Raw genomic sequence first — 18,001 nt, forward strand, 5'->3', positions numbered from 1 at the left:
AGGTACGCGTCTGGCGTCTTGTAGAAGGGGCGAGACGCTGACTCTGGCCCGGACTGTCTGCCTCTGCGGTCGACGAAATGCCGCCAAAGTTGTGCAGATAGTGTCTGAAAGACCACGCTAGAATCGAGAGGCCAGGCCTTGCGAGCGGCAGGTGAGTCAGGGTACGGGTTGACCTTCAGTTCTTAGTGGAACGGCGAAAATGCGCTTCAATAAGCTCGATCTCAACCTACTAGTAGCGCTCGATGCGCTTCTGAGTACTAAGAACGTCAGCCGTGCGGCCGAGCGATTGCATATAACTCAATCCGCGACGAGCAATGCTTTAGCGCGGCTGAGGGAACACTTCGACGACGACTTGTTGGTGCCGCTCGGACGGCAGATGGAGCTGACAGCGCGCGCTCATGAGATGGCGGACGCTATTCGAGATATTCTCGTTCGTATCGAAACGACGGTCGAGGCGCGACCGGTGTTCGTACCCGCTGAATCGGAGCGGTTGTTCCGCCTGCTCATCTCCGACTACACCCTGATGACACTGATACCGAAACTAATCGCCCGGGCGTTCGCAGAGGCGCCTGGCGTGCGATTCGAATTCGTACCTCAGGTCGCGCATCCTCAGAAGATTCTGGAACGTGGCGAGACCGACGTGCTGATCGTTCCGCAAGAGTATTGTTCGACAGAACATCCGTCCGAAATTCTCTTTCAAGATTCCTATTGTGCAGTTGTCTGGAAGGAGAGCGAACTGGCGCGCGGTGTTCTGACCGCGCAGCGTTATCTCGCAGCGGGGCATGTTGTCATTCAGCCAAGAGACGGGAAGCCGGCCTTGGATGATTGGTTCGTACAGCGGCTGGGTCTCGTGAGGCGCGTCGAGATGAGCACCTTCATGTTCTCGTCTGCCGCACATCTGGTTGTAGGGACCGAGAGGATCGCGACGACTCATCGCCACCTGGCAAGCCAGGTGGCGCTTGAGCATCCTGTGGTAATGCGAGAGCTGCCGTTCCAGATGCCCGTCATTAACCAGGCGTTGCAATGGCATACCTATAGGACTGCAGACCCCGGCGTCGCTTGGCTGCGGGATTTGCTGCGTTCTGCCGCCAAAGACTTGGTAGTTGACTAGGTCCTGTGGGTGATCAGGTGCCTTTGGGCAGATTGCCGGCGTAAACAACATCCTCCAAGGCGAGCAACGCGAGCAGACTGCCCTCTATAACGAGGTCGTCGGCAATGAAATGGGTTTCGACCTCGTTGCACCACTCTCTGAGAACGGATCGCGCCGTGGCTTTGTCGTAGGTCCAGAACTCGTCAATAGTATCAACGAGCAACTGGGTCTGGCCGGGGATCGGCAGCACGGTGTTTTGCACGTGGCGTAACGTGGCGCGATTGATTCGCTTCGCCGCGTCCACACAATGTCTCTCGAAGTCTTCTGAGGTACTCTCCTTAGTACGTCGATATAGGACGAGAACCTTGTAGCGCCCCTGAGACACTTGACTGCCAGGGTTCAGAATTCGCTCGTGGCACGGAAGGAAAACTACGTTAGCCTGGTCGACGAAGGCGTCTTCGTCGTCACGCAGCCGGGTATTGTAGAACTCGGTGTTCCGGGAGTGTTCGAGCGCGGCAAAATCCTCCACCCAAACCTGTGTGACGAAATCCCTGTTGAGTGCCAAAGGATCATCCGCGACACGGGATGCACGATACCTTCCATCTAGCACAACGTTCTGAACGTAGCGAAGCGGAGCATTCTTCGGGTCAGTCTCGATGTAGCGAAGGACTTCTTCCCCATGAAGCATCCGAATGTGCTTGCGATGTTCCTCAAGGGTCGTGCCGGGCTTACGCCTACCGATAATGTTCAACTTGATCAATTTTCGTCTCCCGTTGTTGAGTCGTTCTAACAGATGGCACCTTCGCCCACGGCCCGGACTAGCGATCGAGCGTCGGTTGGGAGCCCATGCGGGTCTCCCTTCGCCGTATATTCGATAGGGAGCTGCGTGCAGAGCCTGTTCATGGTCTTTTGCGCGTCGGCCAAGCAGCGTTGACAGTCTTGGGGCGCCGGCCCTGCCTGGGCATCCCTGTAGCAAGGCTTATTTGCCACCTGTATTCGAGCGCGCGCCCGAACTGTCTCTTCAGGCCTTTCGACTCGTTTGACTTTAGCTCTCGAGATTATGAACCGGCTCTTAGAGTGTCGTGCTTGAGAGGCTAGAACGACGTTCGGTGGGAGCCAAATTGATACTTGTGATACCAGGTATTCAGTAGGGATGACGGTTCGTGCTTACGGGGACAGAGACAGCTCGTACGTAATGCCGCGACAAGTAGCAGATGCGCAAAGGCTGTCTTAGCGCTTTGAGCAATGCGCGCTCTGGCATCCCTATGCCTGCTGCAGAATAGTAGGCAGGTCGCTTGGCCTAGTGTGGTGTTTCAGAAGTTCGCACAAGAATTGGCGAGTGATTTTTGTTCCTGGGCCAGGCGCCGGGACGAGTCATAGCAGGGCTATGGCAGGAATGGCAACGCCGCCCAGGCCCAAAAAGCGCCGCCAAAATTGTGCAGTTAACTTCTGAAACATCACACTAGGCAGTACGCAGGCGGTTGGGGTTGCGACTGTACCGCCTAGGCCAAAGCCTCACCCCAGGCGATAGGGCCCGGCTACCGCCAGCTCCTCGACCAACAGCCGCGGGCTGGGTAGCTCGCGCCCCTGCAGCGACTCCGGCAGGCTGGACTTGTCGCCCAGCTTGCCGATGGCCACGGCCAGCTCGACCTTGAACGCGGCCGGTACCTGCAATTCACGCTGGATACCCTCGCGGTCGATCCCGGCCATGCCGTGGGCGTGCCAGCCGGCGTTGGTCGCCTGCAGCGCCAGATAGGCCCAGGAGGCACCGGCGTCGAAGCTGTGGCTGGGGAAGGGCACTTCCTCGCCGCTGCCGGCGCGGGTGTGGGTGGTCTTCGACAGGATGATCACCAGCGCCGAGGCATGCTGGGCCCAGCCGCGGTTGAATTCGGCCAGCAGGCTCAGGAACAGCTCCCAGTGGGCATCGCCACGGCGGGAATAGAGGAAGCGCCAGGGCTGGGCGTTGAAGGCGGACGGCGCCCAGCGCGCGGCTTCGATGAAGCCGAGCAGGGTTGCTTCTTCGATCTCGACCGGCGCGAAGGCGCGCGGCGACCACCGCTGCACGAATTGTTCGTCGACGGGGTATTGGGGGGTACGGCTGCTATGGGTCATGGCTTCACCACGGTGGGAAAGGGGAGTCCCGCACGGTAATCCGGCCGGGCGGAACCGACAAGGGCGCGAACGGTGCTTGGCGCTCGCCGCCGGCGGCACTAGACTGCGCGCCCTCTCTTCAGCTCCGACGACTCGCCATGGCCGCCATCACCCAGCCGTTCTGGAAGCGCAAGACCCTCGATCAGCTCGATGCCCAGGAATGGGAGTCGCTGTGCGACGGCTGTGGCCTCTGCTGCCTGCAGAAGCTGGAAGACGAGGAGGACGGCGCCGTCTACTACACGCGCATCGCCTGCAAACTGCTGGACCTCAAGACCTGCCAGTGCAGCCGCTATGCCGAACGGACCCGTTTCGTCCCCGACTGCATCCAGCTCACTCCGGCCCAGGCCGACCAGTTCGCCTGGTTGCCGCCCACCTGCGGTTATCGCCTGGTGGCCGAGGGCAAGGACCTGCCCGAATGGCACCCGTTGATCTGCGACGACCGCGAGGCGGTGCACAAGGCCGGCATCTCCCAGGCTGGCCGCATGCTCAGCGAGACCCAGGTGGCCGAGGACGACTGGGAAGACTATCTGATCTTCCGCGCCGGCTGATCTTCCGTTCAGGCCAGCGCAGTCGTCCCCCGCGCCAGCGCCATCAGACCGGTGACACGATGGCAACGGACCTCCACCAGAGTTGCCGGCAGTAGCTGCTGGGGCCTTTCGCAGCCGGCCCCTGCCTGGGGGCAACGATCCCGGAAGAAGCAGCCGCTCGGCAGCACCCGGTTGCCCGGCAGCTCGGTACGCTGGGCAGCGGCGTCACCGGTCAAGGGCTGGTCCAGGCGTGGCACCGCTTCCAGCAAGAGCCGGGAATAGGGGTGGCTGGGTCGCTCCAGCACCTGCTCGGCGTCACCGAGTTCGACGATCTGCCCCAGGTACATCACTGCTACCCGCTTGGCCAGATGACGCACCACCGAGACGTTGTGGGAGATCAGCACGAAGGTCAGACCGCGCTCGCGTTGCAGCTGGGCCAGCAGGTTGAGGATCTGTGCCTGTACCGAGATGTCCAGCGCCGAGGTCGGCTCGTCGAGAATGATCACGTCCGGATCGGACGACAGCGCCCGGGCGATGGCGATGCGCTGGCGCTGGCCGCCGGAAAACTGGTGCGGGTGACGATCCAGGTATTCCGGGCGAATGCCCACCTGCAGCGCCAGGCGTTCGGCGACGGCGCGCAATTCCGTAGCGGATGTGCGGCCCCGTACCACCAGGGGTTCGGTGATCAGTTTCCACACCGGTAGACGCGGGTCCAACGAGGACTGCGGATCTTGGAAGACGATCTGGATATTGCGCTGGCCGTTGGCCGAGCCCGTGGCCGCGAGGGTGCCGCTCACCGGTTCCACCAAGCCCATCAGCACCTGGGCCAGGGTGCTCTTGCCACAGCCGGATTCGCCCAGCACCCCCAGGGTTTCACCGGGGAACAGTTGCAGGTCGATGCCATTGAGCGCATGGGCCTGACCCTTGCTGCGGCCGAGCCAGTCCCGGCCCACTGGATAACGCACCTCAACGCCCTGGAGTTCCAGCAGCGGCGCGGCGGAAGGAGAAAGAGAAGTCATGCCGGGGCGTCCTCGGCCTGCAGCCAGCAGGCGCTCAGGTGATCGGGGGTGTCGGTGGGCAGCAGCCCGGGCCGCGTCTCGCAGCGTTCATGCCGCCGGGCGCAACGGTCCTTGAAGGTGCAGCCGCTGGGCAGTTGGGCCAGGTTGGGCACCTGTCCGGGGATGCTGGCCAGGTCGCTGCCCGGCACCGCCTTCTCCGGCAGGCAGGCCAGCAGGCCCTGGGTATAGGGATGCCGTGGCGCCTGCATCACCGCGGCGGTAGCGCCCTGTTCGACGATACCGCCGGCGTACATCACATAGACGCGGTCGCAGAATTGCGCGACCAGGGCCATGTCGTGGGTGATCAGCAGGATGGCGGTACCCCGGGCCCGCGCCTTTTCGCGGAGCAGCAGCAGGACCTGGCGTTGTACCGTCACATCCAGTGCCGTGGTCGGCTCGTCGGCGATCAGCAGTTGCGGATCGCAGGAGAAGGCCAGGGCGATCATGATGCGCTGGCGCATGCCGCCGGAGAGTTCGAAGGGATAGCGGTCGAGGATCTGCTCGGGATCGGCGATGTGCATGTCCTTGAGCAACTCGATGGCCCGGGCGCGGGCCTGGGCAGCGTCCAGTGCGGTGTGGCGGCGGATCACGTCCAGCAATTGCTGGCCGATGCGCCGGGTCGGATTGAGCGCGGTCATCGGCTCCTGGAAGATCATCGCTGCCTCGCGACCGCGGACTTCCATCAGCTGGCGCTCGCTGAGCGCCAACATGTCGTGGCCCACCAGCTCGACGCGGCCGCCGGTGACCTTATAGCTGCCGCGCGGCAGCAGGCCCAGGGTGAGCATGGCGGTGACCGACTTGCCCGAGCCGGACTCGCCCACCACGCCGACGATCTCGCCGGGCGCCACGCTCAGGCTGACGCCATTGAGCGCCTTGGCGCTGCTGCGAAAGCCAGGGAATTCCAGGTTCAACTGGTCGATGTGCAGAACGGCCTGGCCCATGTCATTTGCCCTTTTGTCGAGGATCGAGCAGATCGCGGATGCCATCGCCCAGCAGATTGAAACCGATCGCCGTGATCAGGATGGCCAGGCCCGGAAAGGTCGAGTACCACCACTGATCGAGGATGAAGTTGCGGCCGCTGGCGACCATCACGCCCCATTCGGCGGTGGGCGGCTGGGCGCCCAGGCCGATGAAGCCCAGCGCCGAGGCCATGAGGATGGCGTTGCCGATGTCCAGGCTGAATTGCACCAGCAGTGGCGGCATGGCATTGCGCGCCACGTGCCAGTGCACCAGGTGCCATTTGCTGGCACCGAAGGTGCGCGCCGCCTGCACATAGGCCAGCTGGCGAATGCTCAGGGTCTGGCCACGGGCCAGGCGCACATAGAAGGGGATGCGCACCAGGGTGATGGCCAGCATGGCATTGAACAGGCTCGGCCCGAGCGCGGCGGCCAGGGCCATGATCAGCACCAGCGAGGGCACCGAGAGGATGATGTCCATCAGGCGCATCGTCAGGCGGTCGAAGGCGCCACCGACGATGCCCGACAGGCAGCCGAGCAGGCCGCCGCTGGCGCAGGCGGCGAAGGCGACAAACAGGCCGACGCCCACCGATTGGCGGCTGCCGTAGATCACCCGGCTGAGCAGGTCGCGACCCACCTCGTCGGTGCCGAACCAGTGCAGGGCGCTGGGCGCCTGTAGTCGCGCGGTGAGTTTCAGGGCGTTGGGCTGATAGGGTGCGAGCCAAGGCGCGGCGACCATGCACAGCAGCACCAGCAGGGTGATCAACAGGCCGGTGAGCATCAGCGGATTACGGCGGATGCGCCAGGCCAGCCAGGCGAGTTGCTCCTGCCAGGCCGGGCGTGAAGCGGTCAGGGTCGTCATGCTAGTTCACCTTGCCGATGCGCGGGTCGACCAGTTGGTAGAGCAGGTCGATGAAGCGGTTGAGCAGGACGTAGATGAAGGACACCACGATGGCGAAGCCCATGACCGCCGGAAAATCCAGCGCCTGGATCGACTTGACCACATAGGCGCCCATGCCCGGCCAGGCGAACACCGTCTCGGTCAGCACCGCGCCGTAGAGCAGATCGCCCAGCGCCAGGCCGATCACCGTGATGGAAGGGATCAGCGCATTGGGCAGGGCATGGCGCAGCACCACGGTGGCTTGCGACAGGCCATAGGCGCGGGCGGTACGGATGTAGTCCTCGCCCAGCTGTTCGAGCATGGCGCCGCGGATCTGCCGGGTGATCACCCCCAGGTTGACGAAGGCCAGGGTCACCGCCGGCAGCAGCAGGTGCCTGGCCGCGCTGACGAAGCCGGTGAGATCCCCTGCCAGCAGGGTGTCGATCAGATAGAAGCCGGTCACCGTGGGCGGTGGCGTCAGCCCTTGGTCCAGGCGTCCGCCGCCGGGCAGCCAGCCGAGGTGCCCGTAGAACAGTACGATCAGACCCAGCCCCAGCCAGAACGCCGGGGTGGAGATGCCCGCCACCGCCAGGGTGCGACTGATGTGGTCGATCCAGCGATTGTTGTAGACCGCCGAGAGTACCCCCAGGGGCACGCCGATCAGGATCGACAGCAGCAGCGCCACCAGCGCCAGTTCGAGGGTGGCTGGGAAGAACGTCCGCAGGTCTTCCAGCACCGGACGATGGGTGCGGATCGATTGCCCCAGGTCGCCGTGCAGCAGGTCGCTCATATAGCGGAAGTACTGCTGGTACAGCGGCAGATCCAGGCCCAGTTGATGGCGGATGTTGGCGACGATGGCATCGCTGGCCCGCTCGCCGGCGATCAGCCGCGCCGGATCGCCGGGGATCAGGTGCGAGATGACGAAGGTGATCAGGGAGACCCCGATGACCACGATGAGGATATCGGTCAGCTGCTTGCGCAGCAGGTGGAAGAAGGCCATGGCTTACCTCGCGAGGCGGGCGCCGGAGAGGACCGGCGCCCGTCGCCCTTACTTGGACATTGCAGCGAAATCGAAGACCTGTTCGAGCATGGGGTTGAACACGTACCCCTTGACCGTATCGCGCATCGGCACCGTATAGGCCTTCTGATAGAGGTAGGCGTAGGCGGCATCGCCCACCACGATCTTTTGGGCGTCCTGGTACAGCGCCTTGCGTTTGGCCACGTCGCTGACGCTGGCGGCTTCGCGTACCAACTGGTCCACCTTGGGATTGCTGTAGAAGGAACGATTGCCGGCCAGGCCCGCGTTGGTGCTGTCGAACCAGAAGTTCATGAACATGTAGGGGTCGGCGAAATCCGGGCTCCAGTTGCCGATGGCCACATCGAAGTCACCGCTGCCCAGGCGCTCGCGGAAGGTGGCATTGGCCAGCTTTTCCATCTTCAGATTGACGCCGAGCGCGCTGAGGCCCGCCTGCAGGGTCAGGCCGATGGGTTCCCAAGCCGGGTCCTTGTCCGAATAGAGGAATTGCAACTCGCGCAGCTTGGGCGCCTTGCCCAGCTCGGCCTGGGCGGCTTCCATGTCCTGCTTGGGCAGTGGCAGGCTCGGATCGTGGCCCCACATGCCGTCCGGGATCGGCCCATTCATGAGCTTGGCCTTGCCCATGGCGATGCCCTCGACGATGCCCTGGTAATCCAGGGAGTCGACCACCGCCTTGCGTGCGTGCACGTCGTTCATGGGCGCGCGTTTGTTGTTGAGGTAGAGGTAGGTCACCCGCAGCGAGGGGTAGGCGGTGGTGACGAAGCCGGGCTTCTGCGCCAGGGCCTTGACCTGGTCTTCCGGCAGGTCCTCGATGATGTCGAGGTCGCCCTGTTCCAGTTGCAGGCGCCGCACCGAGGGCTCGGCGATGATGCGCACCACCACCTGCTTGAGGGCCGGCGCCTTGCCGGCGTAGTGCGGATTGGGCTCCAGGGTCAGCGACTGGCCCTTCTGCCAGGCGGCCAGGCGGTAGGCGCCGGAACCGGCGGTATGGCCGGCCAGCCAGGCGTCCACGTCCTTGCCATGCTCGCTGGCCACCTTCGGGTTGATCACGCTGGCGCCATCGTGGGCCAGGGCGAAGAGGAAGGGCGCGAAGGGCTTCTGCAGGGTGAATTTCACCGTATGGGGATCGACCACCGCTACCGTCATGTCCGCCGGGAAGATGCTGGACGGCCCCTGCTTGAGCTTCATCAGGCGTTCGATGGAGAACTTGACCGCCTCGGCGGTGACCTCGCTGCCGTCGTCGAATTTATTGCCGGGCTTCAGGGTGAAGGTCCACACCAGGTTGTCGGGGGAAACGGTCCAGCCGCTGGCCAGGTCGCCCTCGACGTCGGTACTGCCCTTGCCGTCTTCCACCTTGTAGCGCATCAGGCGCTGGTAGGCGGGGTAGGTCACCGTCCAGTCGTTGTTGTCGAAGGTCACGCCCGGGTCGACGGTCTGCAGGTCGGCTGGCTTGCCGATGACCAGGGTGTCGGTCGCGGTGGCAGCGCTGGCCGGTTGCCAGGCACCCAGGCCCAGCAGGGAAACCAGGGCGAGCATTCGGGACGCCGATGAAACGCAGGTGCGCGAAGACGAGAACATGCCGGTACCTCGGATTGTTTGGTTTTAGGGTGTTTCGGCAGAGGGCAAGACGGTCGAGCCTTGGGCTCGCGGCGCCGGATTCGAACGATCCGGTCGCCGGCTGGATCAGTTCAGCAGGGCGGTGAGTTCATCCTGGCCGAGGTGGTGGTAGTCGATCAGCGGATAGCGGCGGGCATCGGGTAGTTCGAAGTGCCACCATTCACTGGTGATGAAGGTGAAGCCGGCGCTCTGCATCACGCCCAACAGCAGCAGGCGGTTGCGCTGGGCCGCGGCGGGCACGGCCGGATTGAACAGGTGCGACAGCTCGCGCATGTCGTCGAAACCGGTCCCCATGTCCAGCGGCATGCCGGCCTCGTCGAGCAGGGTCACGTCCACCGCTACACCGCGGCTGTGGTGCGAGCCCTGGGCCGGGTCGCTCACGTACTGGGCATCCGGCAACACCCGCCAGAGCAGTTGCTGGGCATAGGGCGGGCGATAGGCGTCCAGCACCTGCAGGCGCAGTCCGGCCTGTCGGGCCAGTTCGCTGGCTCTGTGCAGACGGATCGCGGCATCGCGGTGCAGCAGGCAGTGGGCATCCTGGTAGAGGACCTTGCCCGCGAGATTGTCGGCGGTCGCATAGACGAGGTGGATGTCCACGCCGTAGCGGTGGGCGTCGATCTCGACGAGTTCTGGGTGGTTCACGGTATGGGGTGCTTCCTTGAGGTAAAGAGGGCGGCCTGGACTCATTCGAATTGACCGAAGCGCTGCTGCAGGACGCGGTTGCTGGCCAGGCGCTGCTCCAGGGCATCGCCCGAGCGATCCGCCACCGCCGACACCAGCAGGTTGAGCAGGCAGGCCAGGGGCGCCAGGGAGTCCCAGAACTGGTCGACCTCCAGGCGCAGTTGCAGCAGGTCGGCCGGATAGTCCCGCGCCCAGGGGCAGTGGTAGTCGGTGATCAGCGCCATGGGCAGTTCGGCATCGCGGGCGGCCTCGCAGAGTTTGCGGGTCACGCTGGAATAGGCGCGAAAGTCGGCTACCACCAGATAGGGGCGGGTGAAGCCGCTGTTGAAGATGTCCGCATAGGTGCCGGACAGGCCGTCGACGTAGAAGGCCTTGGGGCGGATGTATTCCAGCAGGCTGTGGAAGCTGCCGAGGACGCCACGGGTGGTCTGGATACCGGCGATGAACACCGCGTCGGCATTCGTCAGCTGTTGCACCACCTGCTCGAACACCGGGCCGCGAGCTAGCTGGTAGACGTCCTCGATGGCGGCGAGCTCGGCGGCCAGGGAGCGATCCAGGGCGTCGCTGCGCCCGCTCTGCTGGCGGAAGGCGCTGAAGCGATCGGTGATGCGCCAGGCTTCCAGGCCTTCGTTTCTCAGGCTCTGCTTCACGTCGTCGAGGTTGCGATAGCCCAGGGAGCGTAGCAGTCGGCCCACGGAGATACCCGTGGTATTGGTGCGTTGGGCGATGCTGTCGGCGGTCTCGAAGGGCAGCTTCTCCGGATTGGCCAGCAGGTAGCCCGCCACGCGCTTGCCGGTGGGCGTGAGGTCGGCGAAGGCGCCTTCGAGGGCTTGGAAGAAGAGGGGTTTGCTCACGCGGCCGACCTGCGATGTTATCGAGCTGTCATTATGCGCTCTGTTGTTCAAAAACTAACATCGCTGTTCCAAAGGTCGCAAGCGGTCGGATGCCGGTTGTCATATAGGTGTCGCAAAGGCGCGCTGGAGGTCGCTAGGAGATAAGCCAGTCGGGGTCGGCCGGCTCGGGGAAGGCGGCGTCTCGGGCGAGACGCCGTGCAGGCCGAGGTCAGCCCAGGGGGGATTCCATGTGGGAGGCGCGCTCGACGGCGCTGTATCTATCGCTGACCGCATGGGCGCGTTCCAGCAGCACCTTGAGTTCGGCCAGATCCTGAGCGATACGGGTGCCGGGATCGCGCCGCAACACGCGGGCGAACAGATGCCCCAGGCGTCCGGCCGGAGGCTCGTAGGCCATCACCGCCGTCACCTCGGTGCCGCCCGGTACGTCGGTGAAGGTCACCCAGCCGAGATTGTTCAGCCCGGCATAACCGCAGGAACGCCAGCCGATCAGCTGGCCGGGCACGTCGTCGGTGACCTCCGCATCCCATTCGAAACGACCCATGGGTGCCTTGACCACCCAGTGGGAATAGCGGTCGTTGAGTACGTCCACCCGCTCGATATGGCGCATGAAGATCGGCAGGTTGGAGAAGTCGCGCCAGAAGCGATACAGCTCGTCGCGCGGGCGAGCGATGACTACCCGCCGTGTTTGGGAAGCGGCCGAGCGCCAGGCCAGCGAGCGGCGCACGTCCCTTTCGAAGCGGGCATTGGCCACGGCGCGGCGCACCGCGCAGCGCCCGCGCAGGCCGCGGGTCAGCAGCCAGGCGCCGGTCGCTCCGCTGAGCAGACCGAGCAAACCGCCGCGCGCCAGCCCACGCGTGAGCAGCAGGCCGCCGCCCGCCAGCGAGGCCAGGCGTTCCACGCCACGTACGGCGGCGTCATCGCGAGTCGGGGGGACGAGCGGGGGAGTGGGGGCATCTAGGTGCATGTCGAATTCTCCAGTGGCTGTGGAAAAGACCTGCCCAGAGCCCCCGCCGTTCCCTCCGGCTAGCCGCTTAGGCCCAGCACCTTGAACACGAAGGCGTATTCAAGAGCCACGTCGCGTAGCGCCTGATAGCGCCCGCTCATGCCACCGTGCCCGGCACCGAACTCGGTTTTGAGCAGCAGCAGGGGCGCCGGGTCGGTACGCCGCTCGCGCAGCCGCGCCACCCACTTGGCGGCCTCCCAGTATTGCACCCGGGTGTCGTGATAGCCCGCCACCGCCAGGATCGCCGGATAGGCTTGGGCCTTCACGTTCTCATAGGGCGCATAGCTGGCGATGCGCTCCCGCACCTCCGGCTCGTTGGGATCGCCCCATTCGTCGTATTCGGTGACGGTCAGCGGCAGGTCCGGCTTGAGCATGGTATTGAGCACGTCGACGAAGGGCACCTCGGCGATGGCCGCAGCATAGAGATCGGGACGCTGGTTGAGCACCGCACCGATCAGGAGACCACCGGCGCTGCCGCCACTGATGACCACCTGCTGCGGGGTGCTCAGACCCTCGGCCAGCAGATGCTCGGTGCAGGCGATGAAGTCGTCGAAGGTGTTGTGCTTGTGTTCCAGCTTGCCGCTGCGATACCAGGCCTCGCCCAGCTCACCGCCGCCACGTACATGGGCGATGGCGAAGCGCACGCCGCGATCCAGCAGGCTCAGGCGCGCATGGGAGAACCAGGGGTCAAGGCTGTGGCCATAGGCACCATAGCCATAGAGGTAGAGCGGGGCACTCTGCGGCAGATCACGCCGCCCGACCAGGCTGATGGGGATGCGGGTGCCATCGGCGGCAGTTGCCCAGAGGCGCCGGCTTTCATAGGCATCGGCATCGAAGGGGCCTTCCACCGGGACCTGCTTGAGCACCCGTTGGCTGCCGCTGACCAGGTCCAGCTCGCGGATCTCTGCTGGGCGATTGAGTGCTTCGTAGCGCAGTCGCAATACCGGGCTCTGGAATTCCAGTACGTCCATCGCATCGAGGCTGTAGACCTCGTCCGGCAAGTCGACGCGGTAGGGCGCCTGGCCATAGGGGCGGACCTCCAGGATCGGCAGTCCGGCACTGCGCAGACTGAGCACCAGTGCCTGGGCGCTCAGGCTCGCGTCCTCCAGCATCACCGCCGGATCGTGGGGGACCAGCAACTGCCAGTGAGCGCGCGTGGGAGTGGCCTCAGCGGCCTGGTACAGCGCGAAGTTGATGCCGTCCTGGTTGCTGCGCACGTACCAGCCGTCGACGCCATGGTCGGGGAAATACTCGTGGCCTTCCTCACGCGGTGCCAGGCAGACGAAGGCCTCGTCCGGCCGATCCGCATCCAGTACCCAGGCCTCGCTGGTGGTCTTGCTATGGGAGAGCAACAGCAGCTTGCGCTCGGAACTCGAGCGATAGCAGCCGAGGAAGAAACGCCCATCGGTCTCATGGAAGACCAATTGCGGTTCGGCCTCGCCCAGGTGATAGCGATAGAGCTTGTGCGGACGATGGGATTCGTCCCGCTCGCCGAAGAACAGGGTACGGCTGTCGTTGGCCCAGGTCAGACTGCCATCGCATTCGTTGAAGGGCAGTTCGGTCACAGTACCGGTCGTCAGGTCTTTCACGTAGAGGCGGTAAGTCTCGTCACCCACCTGATCCAGACTGTAGGCAAGCTTGGTCTGGTCAGGGCTGATGGTGAAGCGACCCACGGAGAGAAAACCACCGTTGGCGATGGCGTTGCCGTCGAACAGCAGCTCCTCGCTCGCGGGGTCGGGCGACAGGCTGCCATCGGCTGGGCGGCGGCAGCGATAATTGCGGCCATATTCGTCACCGGCCTGGGTGCGTTGATAGTAGAGATAGTGACCCCGTGGGACCGGCAACGACAGATCCGTCTCGCGAATGCGCGCGCGGATCTCTTCGAACAGTCGCTCACGCAAGGCGGCCTGGGGCGCCAGCTGGGTTTCCAGATAGGCGTTCTCGGCTTCCAGGTGCGCCAGCACCTCGGGCGCATCTCGGCTTTCCAACCAGACGTAGGGATCGTCGCCTGGGGCGCGGCGGGCAATGGGGGCTTGGGTCATGCGGGCTCCTTGGCTGCCGCGCAAAAGCACGCGGGCGGGGCAAAACCGTTATCATAGGCTTCCCCTCTCATCTATCGCCATGGATCGCAATGACCGACCAAGAGTACCTGATCGCCTGGGCCATCTACGCCGTCGCCGCGCTGCTGTTGTTGGTGGTGACCTTCAAGGCTACCGGTTGGCTCTGGCGCTGGCTGCGCGAGCCCATCCGCCTGGTGGCGGCCGTGCTCATGGTGACTCCCGTGCTGGTGGACGCCGAGCACGGCTTCTATGCCCCGGCGATCGCCGTGACGGTACTCGATCTGGTGTTCAAGGTCGGCAACAGCGCCTGGTCGGCCGTGGCCAATCTGGCGGCGGCCGGCGTCATCGGCGTGGTGCTCTATCTACTCTTTGTGCTGTGCCGCTGGCTGTACTGGCGCTCGCACCCCCGGCCGGTGCCTGTTACTGCCCAAACCCCAGCGGATGACCCGTTGCCGGAATCGCCTACGACCCGGCAAGGCGCGCCCGCCCCGGTCGAGCAGCGGGACGTCCGCAGTCGCGGCGAGCGCATCGAGCCGCGCCTCTAATCCAGGCTTGCGCCCAGGGCCTTGCGCCTGCAGCATGATCGTCATGGGCAGCGGCTGCAGCCGCGAGTGAATCAGGCAGCCACCCCGGAGGAAGGGACATGTGCGAATTGCTGGGCATGAGTGCCAACGTGCCCACGGATCTGGTCTTCAGTCTCCAGGGCCTGATGCAGCGCGGTGGCCGTACCGGGCCGCACCGGGACGGCTGGGGCGTGGCCTTCTACGAAGGCAAGGGCCTGCACCTGTTCAAGGATGCCCTGCCGGGTTCCGACTCGGAGGTGGCCAAGCTGGTCCAGGGCTACCCGATCAAGAGTCATACGGTGATCGGCCATATCCGTCATGCCAACGTCGGCGGCGTCAATCTGGCCAACACCCATCCCTTCGTCCGTGAGCTGGGCGGTCGCTACTGGAGCTTTGCCCACAATGGTCAGCTGCAGGATTTCCGTCCCGAGCCACGCTTCTATCGTCCGGTTGGGGATACCGACAGCGAGACGGCCTTCTGCAGCCTGCTGGACCAGGTCCGCGAGCGCTTCCCCGAACCGGTCCCGGTGGAGATGCTGCTACCGCAGCTGGTGAATGCCTGCGATGGCTTTCGCCAGCGTGGTGTATTCAACTGTCTGCTCAGCGACGGCGACTGGCTGTTTAGCTTCTGTACCACCAAGCTGGCCCATATCACCCGTCGCGCACCGTTCGGGCCGGCGCATTTACGCGATGCTGAGGTCCACATCGACTTCAAGGCCGAAACCACCCCCGACGATGTCGTCACCATCGTCGCGACCGAACCCCTGACCACGGACGAGCTCTGGACGTTGCACCAGCCGGGTGAATGGCACCTCTGGTGGAATGGTAAGATCGTCACCCAAGGCCGCCTCTGAACAGGAGCCTCTCCAGCGATGTTGCGCAGCTATATCCGTCTGCTGTTGTTCACCCTGGCCTTGTTGGTAGGGGTGCAGATTCCTGGATTCATGCTCGACTACGAGCAGCGTGTGGATGCCCACCGGCTGGAATCCGACCAGGCCTTGAACGGCTTTCGCAAGACCGCACAGCAATACTTCAACGGTAGCCTCGACGGCTTGCTGGCGCACTACCAGGCCAGTGACGACCCGGTCTTTCGCAGCGATGCCGACAGCCTTGGCGTGCTGATACGCCGCAATGCACTCTTCAACGAAGAGTGGCAGGCCCTGCAGGGGCCTTGGTATCAGCGAGCCTGGCACATTCTCGTTCGGCCCAACGCCGAACTGCGCGACGAGACCCTGCGGCAGTATCGCTATCAGGTGGTACTCACCCCGGAGGCCATCGCCTGGGGGGTAGGGCTGGGCCTGGCACTGGCGGTGACCATAGAAACCCTCGCGCTCTGGCTTTCGATCCTGCTCTATCCGCGGCGCCCGGCCCGGCGGATTTCCTAGTCTCGATAAAAAAATTCACGTTTTCAGGCGTTTAGCTGAAAAAAGGGCTTGACGCTCTGGTGCCGGTCTGTAGAATGCGCACCCACAGCAGGCACGTAGCTCAGTTGGTTAGAGCACCACCTTGACATGGTGGGGGTCGTTGGTTCGAATCCAATCGTGCCTACCAAACAAAACCCGCACTGCTGGCGGGTGACGAAAAAGGGCGATCCGAAAGGGTCGCCCTTTTTCGTTTTGGGTGTTCTGAAGGTCTTCTCGGGAGATGGCCGGTGTCGCTCATCGAGCGCGAGGTCCAGTGGGTTATGGGATCTGCTGGAAATCTTCAAGAGATGCCTGTTGCTTCCAGGTCAGGAGCTAGCCAAGAGGTTTCGCTGCGCTGGATAGCCTTCGCCGAACCTCGGAAACTTCAGAGGCCCACCACCTTCGCGCCGCGCTGATAGATCACTCGGCCAGGAGCTGAGGGCGGTACCTTGGTTCGTACCTATGAATCGCGCGTTCCCCTTTACCGGCTATTGGGTGCCCTCTATATCGATGGTGAACTTCCAACTCATTCTTTAAAGAGGAATAAGTAAAAGGGAGCGACCCCTTGGATCGCCCCCTTTTGCTTCTAAGCTAAGTGTGAGTGGTTATTTGCTCGGGGTGACGGTCTCGGTGAAGGAACCCACCGGTTGCAACCCGTGTGCATTGGCCGCGAAGTTCACATCGGTTGAGGCGAAGCGTACTTCGTCCTGAACCTTCTTGAGTGCCAGGTTGGCTTCATAGTACTTGTCGCTGGCCAGGAGTTTGGCGGCCTGATCGACATCGGTTACGGTTTGCTTGAGCGGGGCCAGGGCGATGGACGTGTCGACATCGACACCGGCCAGGCGCAGAACTTCCGCAGCACCCTTGGCATCGCCATGCTTGAGTTTCGCATTGGCGTCGGCGACCGCCTTGACCTTCTGCGGGCTGGCGAGATAGTTGTCCTGGATAATGGTGTCACCCCAGATGGGTAGCCAGGCCTTCGGAGTGGTGTCGGTATCGGCCTTGCCCTGGCTGTCTTTGACCTGCAGGTCGTTGGCTGCTTTGGTAAAGGCCGTATTGTCTTTCTCGGCAAGCTTCAGCGCATGCTGAGCCTCCTTGACTTGCTCCAGTGCTTTTTTCGGTTGTCCCTGGAAGATTTCTAGGCGTGCACTGGAAATGTCCACAAAGGCGCGTTGGCCTTGGGTCGAAAGGGCTTGGAAGCTGCTCAGGGCGCTTGGGCTGAGAGCTTCGGTGGCGGCATAAGCCGCAGATGTGCAAGCAGCTACAATGGCGGCGACCAGCATGCTTTTTGCCAGTTTGTTTTTGACGTTCATTTGCTACCTCCATGGAACATGCATTGAAGTGAGTTGCTCAGGTACCAGAACTAGGTCGGTGTTAACTAGGTTCTGTAGTGCCTGGTGTCGATGATTCATCAAGCTGTCTTAACACTTGGTTAAGAGGGTGAAGAACTTTTTAAGTGGGGAAAGAGATTTTCTATATGCAGGGGCTCTTTTGCGCGAAAGGTCTTTCTGTGTTTTCTTTTCTGGTTGTTTGCTGGTCGAGGGTGTTCTGGTTTTAATAAGTAAAGCTTAAGTTTTTATAGGGCGAGTAATGTTGAATGTTGGCTGAATGCTTGCCTGTTGAATGGTGTGGCTGGTCGGGTGCGCTATCCCGTGCTCGTGATGTTTTGGCTTTTAGCGTAGAATATCAGGCCATTTTATGTTGCCTGGCCACGGTGGCCCAGGCGAAGGTTTGGCACGAAATCACGAGGAGAGGGCAATGACTCAGGGTGACGAAGGGCGGCAGATCGGCAAGGGTGGCTGCCTGGGGTTGGTCTTGTTGTCGCTCTTGTTCGCAGTGGTGGTCTTCGGCTCCATCATCTACGTCTATCTCCACAACGCGACGCCGGCCAATAGAGCCAATGAGCAGCAGGCCATCGATCAGTGCCTGGCGCGCGCCAATGCCCCGGAAACCACCCCGGCCGATCGGCAGGCGCTGATGGAGAATTGCCAGGAAATGCAGAAGCAATTCCTTAAAAAGTATCCCGACGCCGCGCGCTGATCTGGTCGAAAGCCTTCGCGCAGTTGCGTCAGGTGTCCGTTTCTGAAAGGATTTCCGTCCCCAAACTTCCAGTGAACCTTTC

The 18,001-nt window shown here is 63.2% G+C and carries 18 protein-coding genes and 1 tRNA gene; 7 read left to right on the plus strand and 12 right to left on the minus strand.

The features are described 5' to 3' along the window. Positions 1–199 precede the first annotated feature (199 nt). Positions 200–1,111 carry a LysR family transcriptional regulator gene (locus CCZ28_RS23810; protein ID WP_140221181.1) on the plus strand — a complete coding sequence of 304 codons (912 nt, stop codon included), beginning with the start codon at positions 200–202 and terminating at the stop codon, positions 1,109–1,111. A 13-nt stretch (positions 1,112–1,124) separates the two neighbouring features. Here CCZ28_RS23810 and CCZ28_RS23815 read toward each other — a convergent pair whose 3' ends face one another. Both CCZ28_RS23815 and CCZ28_RS23820 read right to left on the minus strand, forming a co-directional pair. Then, a complete protein-coding gene (locus CCZ28_RS23815) occupies positions 1,125–1,850 on the minus strand; it encodes an EthD domain-containing protein (protein WP_140221182.1) in 726 nt (241 codons plus the stop codon). Positions 1,851–2,605: 755 nt separating this feature from the next. Further along, complete coding sequence (locus CCZ28_RS23820) at positions 2,606–3,202, minus strand: nitroreductase family protein (protein ID WP_140221183.1); 597 nt, start codon at positions 3,200–3,202, stop codon at positions 2,606–2,608. 137 nt (positions 3,203–3,339) lie between these two features. On the opposite strand from CCZ28_RS23820, the gene CCZ28_RS23825 reads away from it, so the two are divergent. Next, complete coding sequence (locus CCZ28_RS23825; RefSeq protein ID WP_140221184.1) at positions 3,340–3,789, plus strand: YcgN family cysteine cluster protein; 450 nt, start codon at positions 3,340–3,342, stop codon at positions 3,787–3,789. Between the two features lie 8 nt (positions 3,790–3,797). Here the strand turns inward: CCZ28_RS23825 and CCZ28_RS23830 are convergent, their stop codons facing one another. The 9 genes from CCZ28_RS23830 to CCZ28_RS23870 form a co-directional block, all read right to left on the minus strand. Beyond that, a complete protein-coding gene (locus tag CCZ28_RS23830; RefSeq protein WP_140221185.1) occupies positions 3,798–4,787 on the minus strand; it encodes an oligopeptide/dipeptide ABC transporter ATP-binding protein in 990 nt (329 codons plus the stop codon). Next, complete coding sequence (locus tag CCZ28_RS23835) at positions 4,784–5,767, minus strand: ABC transporter ATP-binding protein (protein WP_140221186.1); 984 nt, start codon at positions 5,765–5,767, stop codon at positions 4,784–4,786. The genes CCZ28_RS23830 and CCZ28_RS23835 overlap by 4 nt, the downstream gene beginning before the upstream one ends. A 1-nt stretch (position 5,768) precedes the next feature. After that, complete coding sequence (gene ddpC, locus CCZ28_RS23840) at positions 5,769–6,644, minus strand: D,D-dipeptide ABC transporter permease (protein ID WP_140221187.1); 876 nt, start codon at positions 6,642–6,644, stop codon at positions 5,769–5,771. Position 6,645: 1 nt separating this feature from the next. Continuing rightward, positions 6,646–7,662, minus strand: a complete 1,017-nt coding sequence (locus CCZ28_RS23845) for an ABC transporter permease (RefSeq protein WP_140221188.1) — start codon at positions 7,660–7,662, stop codon at positions 6,646–6,648. Positions 7,663–7,710: 48 nt separating this feature from the next. After that, positions 7,711–9,234 (minus strand): ABC transporter substrate-binding protein, encoded by a 1,524-nt coding sequence (locus CCZ28_RS23850; protein WP_437179183.1) that lies wholly within the window; start codon positions 9,232–9,234, stop codon positions 7,711–7,713. 147 nt (positions 9,235–9,381) lie between these two features. After that, the gene (ddpX, locus tag CCZ28_RS23855; protein ID WP_140221428.1) at positions 9,382–9,957 is read right to left on the minus strand and encodes a D-alanyl-D-alanine dipeptidase; all 576 of its coding nucleotides are present in this window, start codon (positions 9,955–9,957) and stop codon (positions 9,382–9,384) included. A gap of 41 nt (positions 9,958–9,998) precedes the next feature. Further along, a complete protein-coding gene (locus CCZ28_RS23860) occupies positions 9,999–10,850 on the minus strand; it encodes a MurR/RpiR family transcriptional regulator (RefSeq protein WP_140221190.1) in 852 nt (283 codons plus the stop codon). Positions 10,851–11,058: 208 nt separating this feature from the next. Then, the gene (locus tag CCZ28_RS23865; protein ID WP_140221191.1) at positions 11,059–11,814 is read right to left on the minus strand and encodes an SRPBCC family protein; all 756 of its coding nucleotides are present in this window, start codon (positions 11,812–11,814) and stop codon (positions 11,059–11,061) included. A gap of 59 nt (positions 11,815–11,873) precedes the next feature. Then, positions 11,874–13,895, minus strand: a complete 2,022-nt coding sequence (locus CCZ28_RS23870; RefSeq protein ID WP_140221192.1) for a S9 family peptidase — start codon at positions 13,893–13,895, stop codon at positions 11,874–11,876. Between the two features lie 89 nt (positions 13,896–13,984). Here CCZ28_RS23870 and CCZ28_RS23875 point away from each other — a divergent pair, with 89 nt between their 5' ends. From CCZ28_RS23875 to CCZ28_RS23890, 4 genes are all read left to right on the plus strand, one after another. Beyond that, a complete protein-coding gene (locus tag CCZ28_RS23875) occupies positions 13,985–14,458 on the plus strand; it encodes an MFS transporter (protein WP_140221193.1) in 474 nt (157 codons plus the stop codon). 98 nt (positions 14,459–14,556) lie between these two features. Further along, the gene (locus CCZ28_RS23880) at positions 14,557–15,330 is read left to right on the plus strand and encodes a class II glutamine amidotransferase (protein WP_140221194.1); all 774 of its coding nucleotides are present in this window, start codon (positions 14,557–14,559) and stop codon (positions 15,328–15,330) included. Positions 15,331–15,348: 18 nt separating this feature from the next. Then, positions 15,349–15,861 (plus strand): DUF2937 family protein, encoded by a 513-nt coding sequence (locus tag CCZ28_RS23885; protein ID WP_058783715.1) that lies wholly within the window; start codon positions 15,349–15,351, stop codon positions 15,859–15,861. An 89-nt stretch (positions 15,862–15,950) separates the two neighbouring features. Next, positions 15,951–16,027: transfer RNA gene (locus CCZ28_RS23890), tRNA-Val, on the plus strand. 457 nt (positions 16,028–16,484) lie between these two features. On the opposite strand, the gene CCZ28_RS23895 is transcribed toward CCZ28_RS23890, so the two are convergent. After that, entirely contained in the window at positions 16,485–17,192 is a 708-nt protein-coding gene (locus tag CCZ28_RS23895) for a YfdX family protein (protein WP_140221195.1), read from the minus strand. 445 nt (positions 17,193–17,637) lie between these two features. Here CCZ28_RS23895 and CCZ28_RS23900 point away from each other — a divergent pair, with 445 nt between their 5' ends. Continuing rightward, entirely contained in the window at positions 17,638–17,919 is a 282-nt protein-coding gene (locus tag CCZ28_RS23900; protein ID WP_140221196.1) for a hypothetical protein, read from the plus strand. Positions 17,920–18,001 lie beyond the last annotated feature (82 nt).

It is taken from the genome of Pseudomonas oryzihabitans, assembly GCF_006384975.1.
Classification (GTDB): domain Bacteria; phylum Pseudomonadota; class Gammaproteobacteria; order Pseudomonadales; family Pseudomonadaceae; genus Chryseomonas; species Chryseomonas psychrotolerans_B.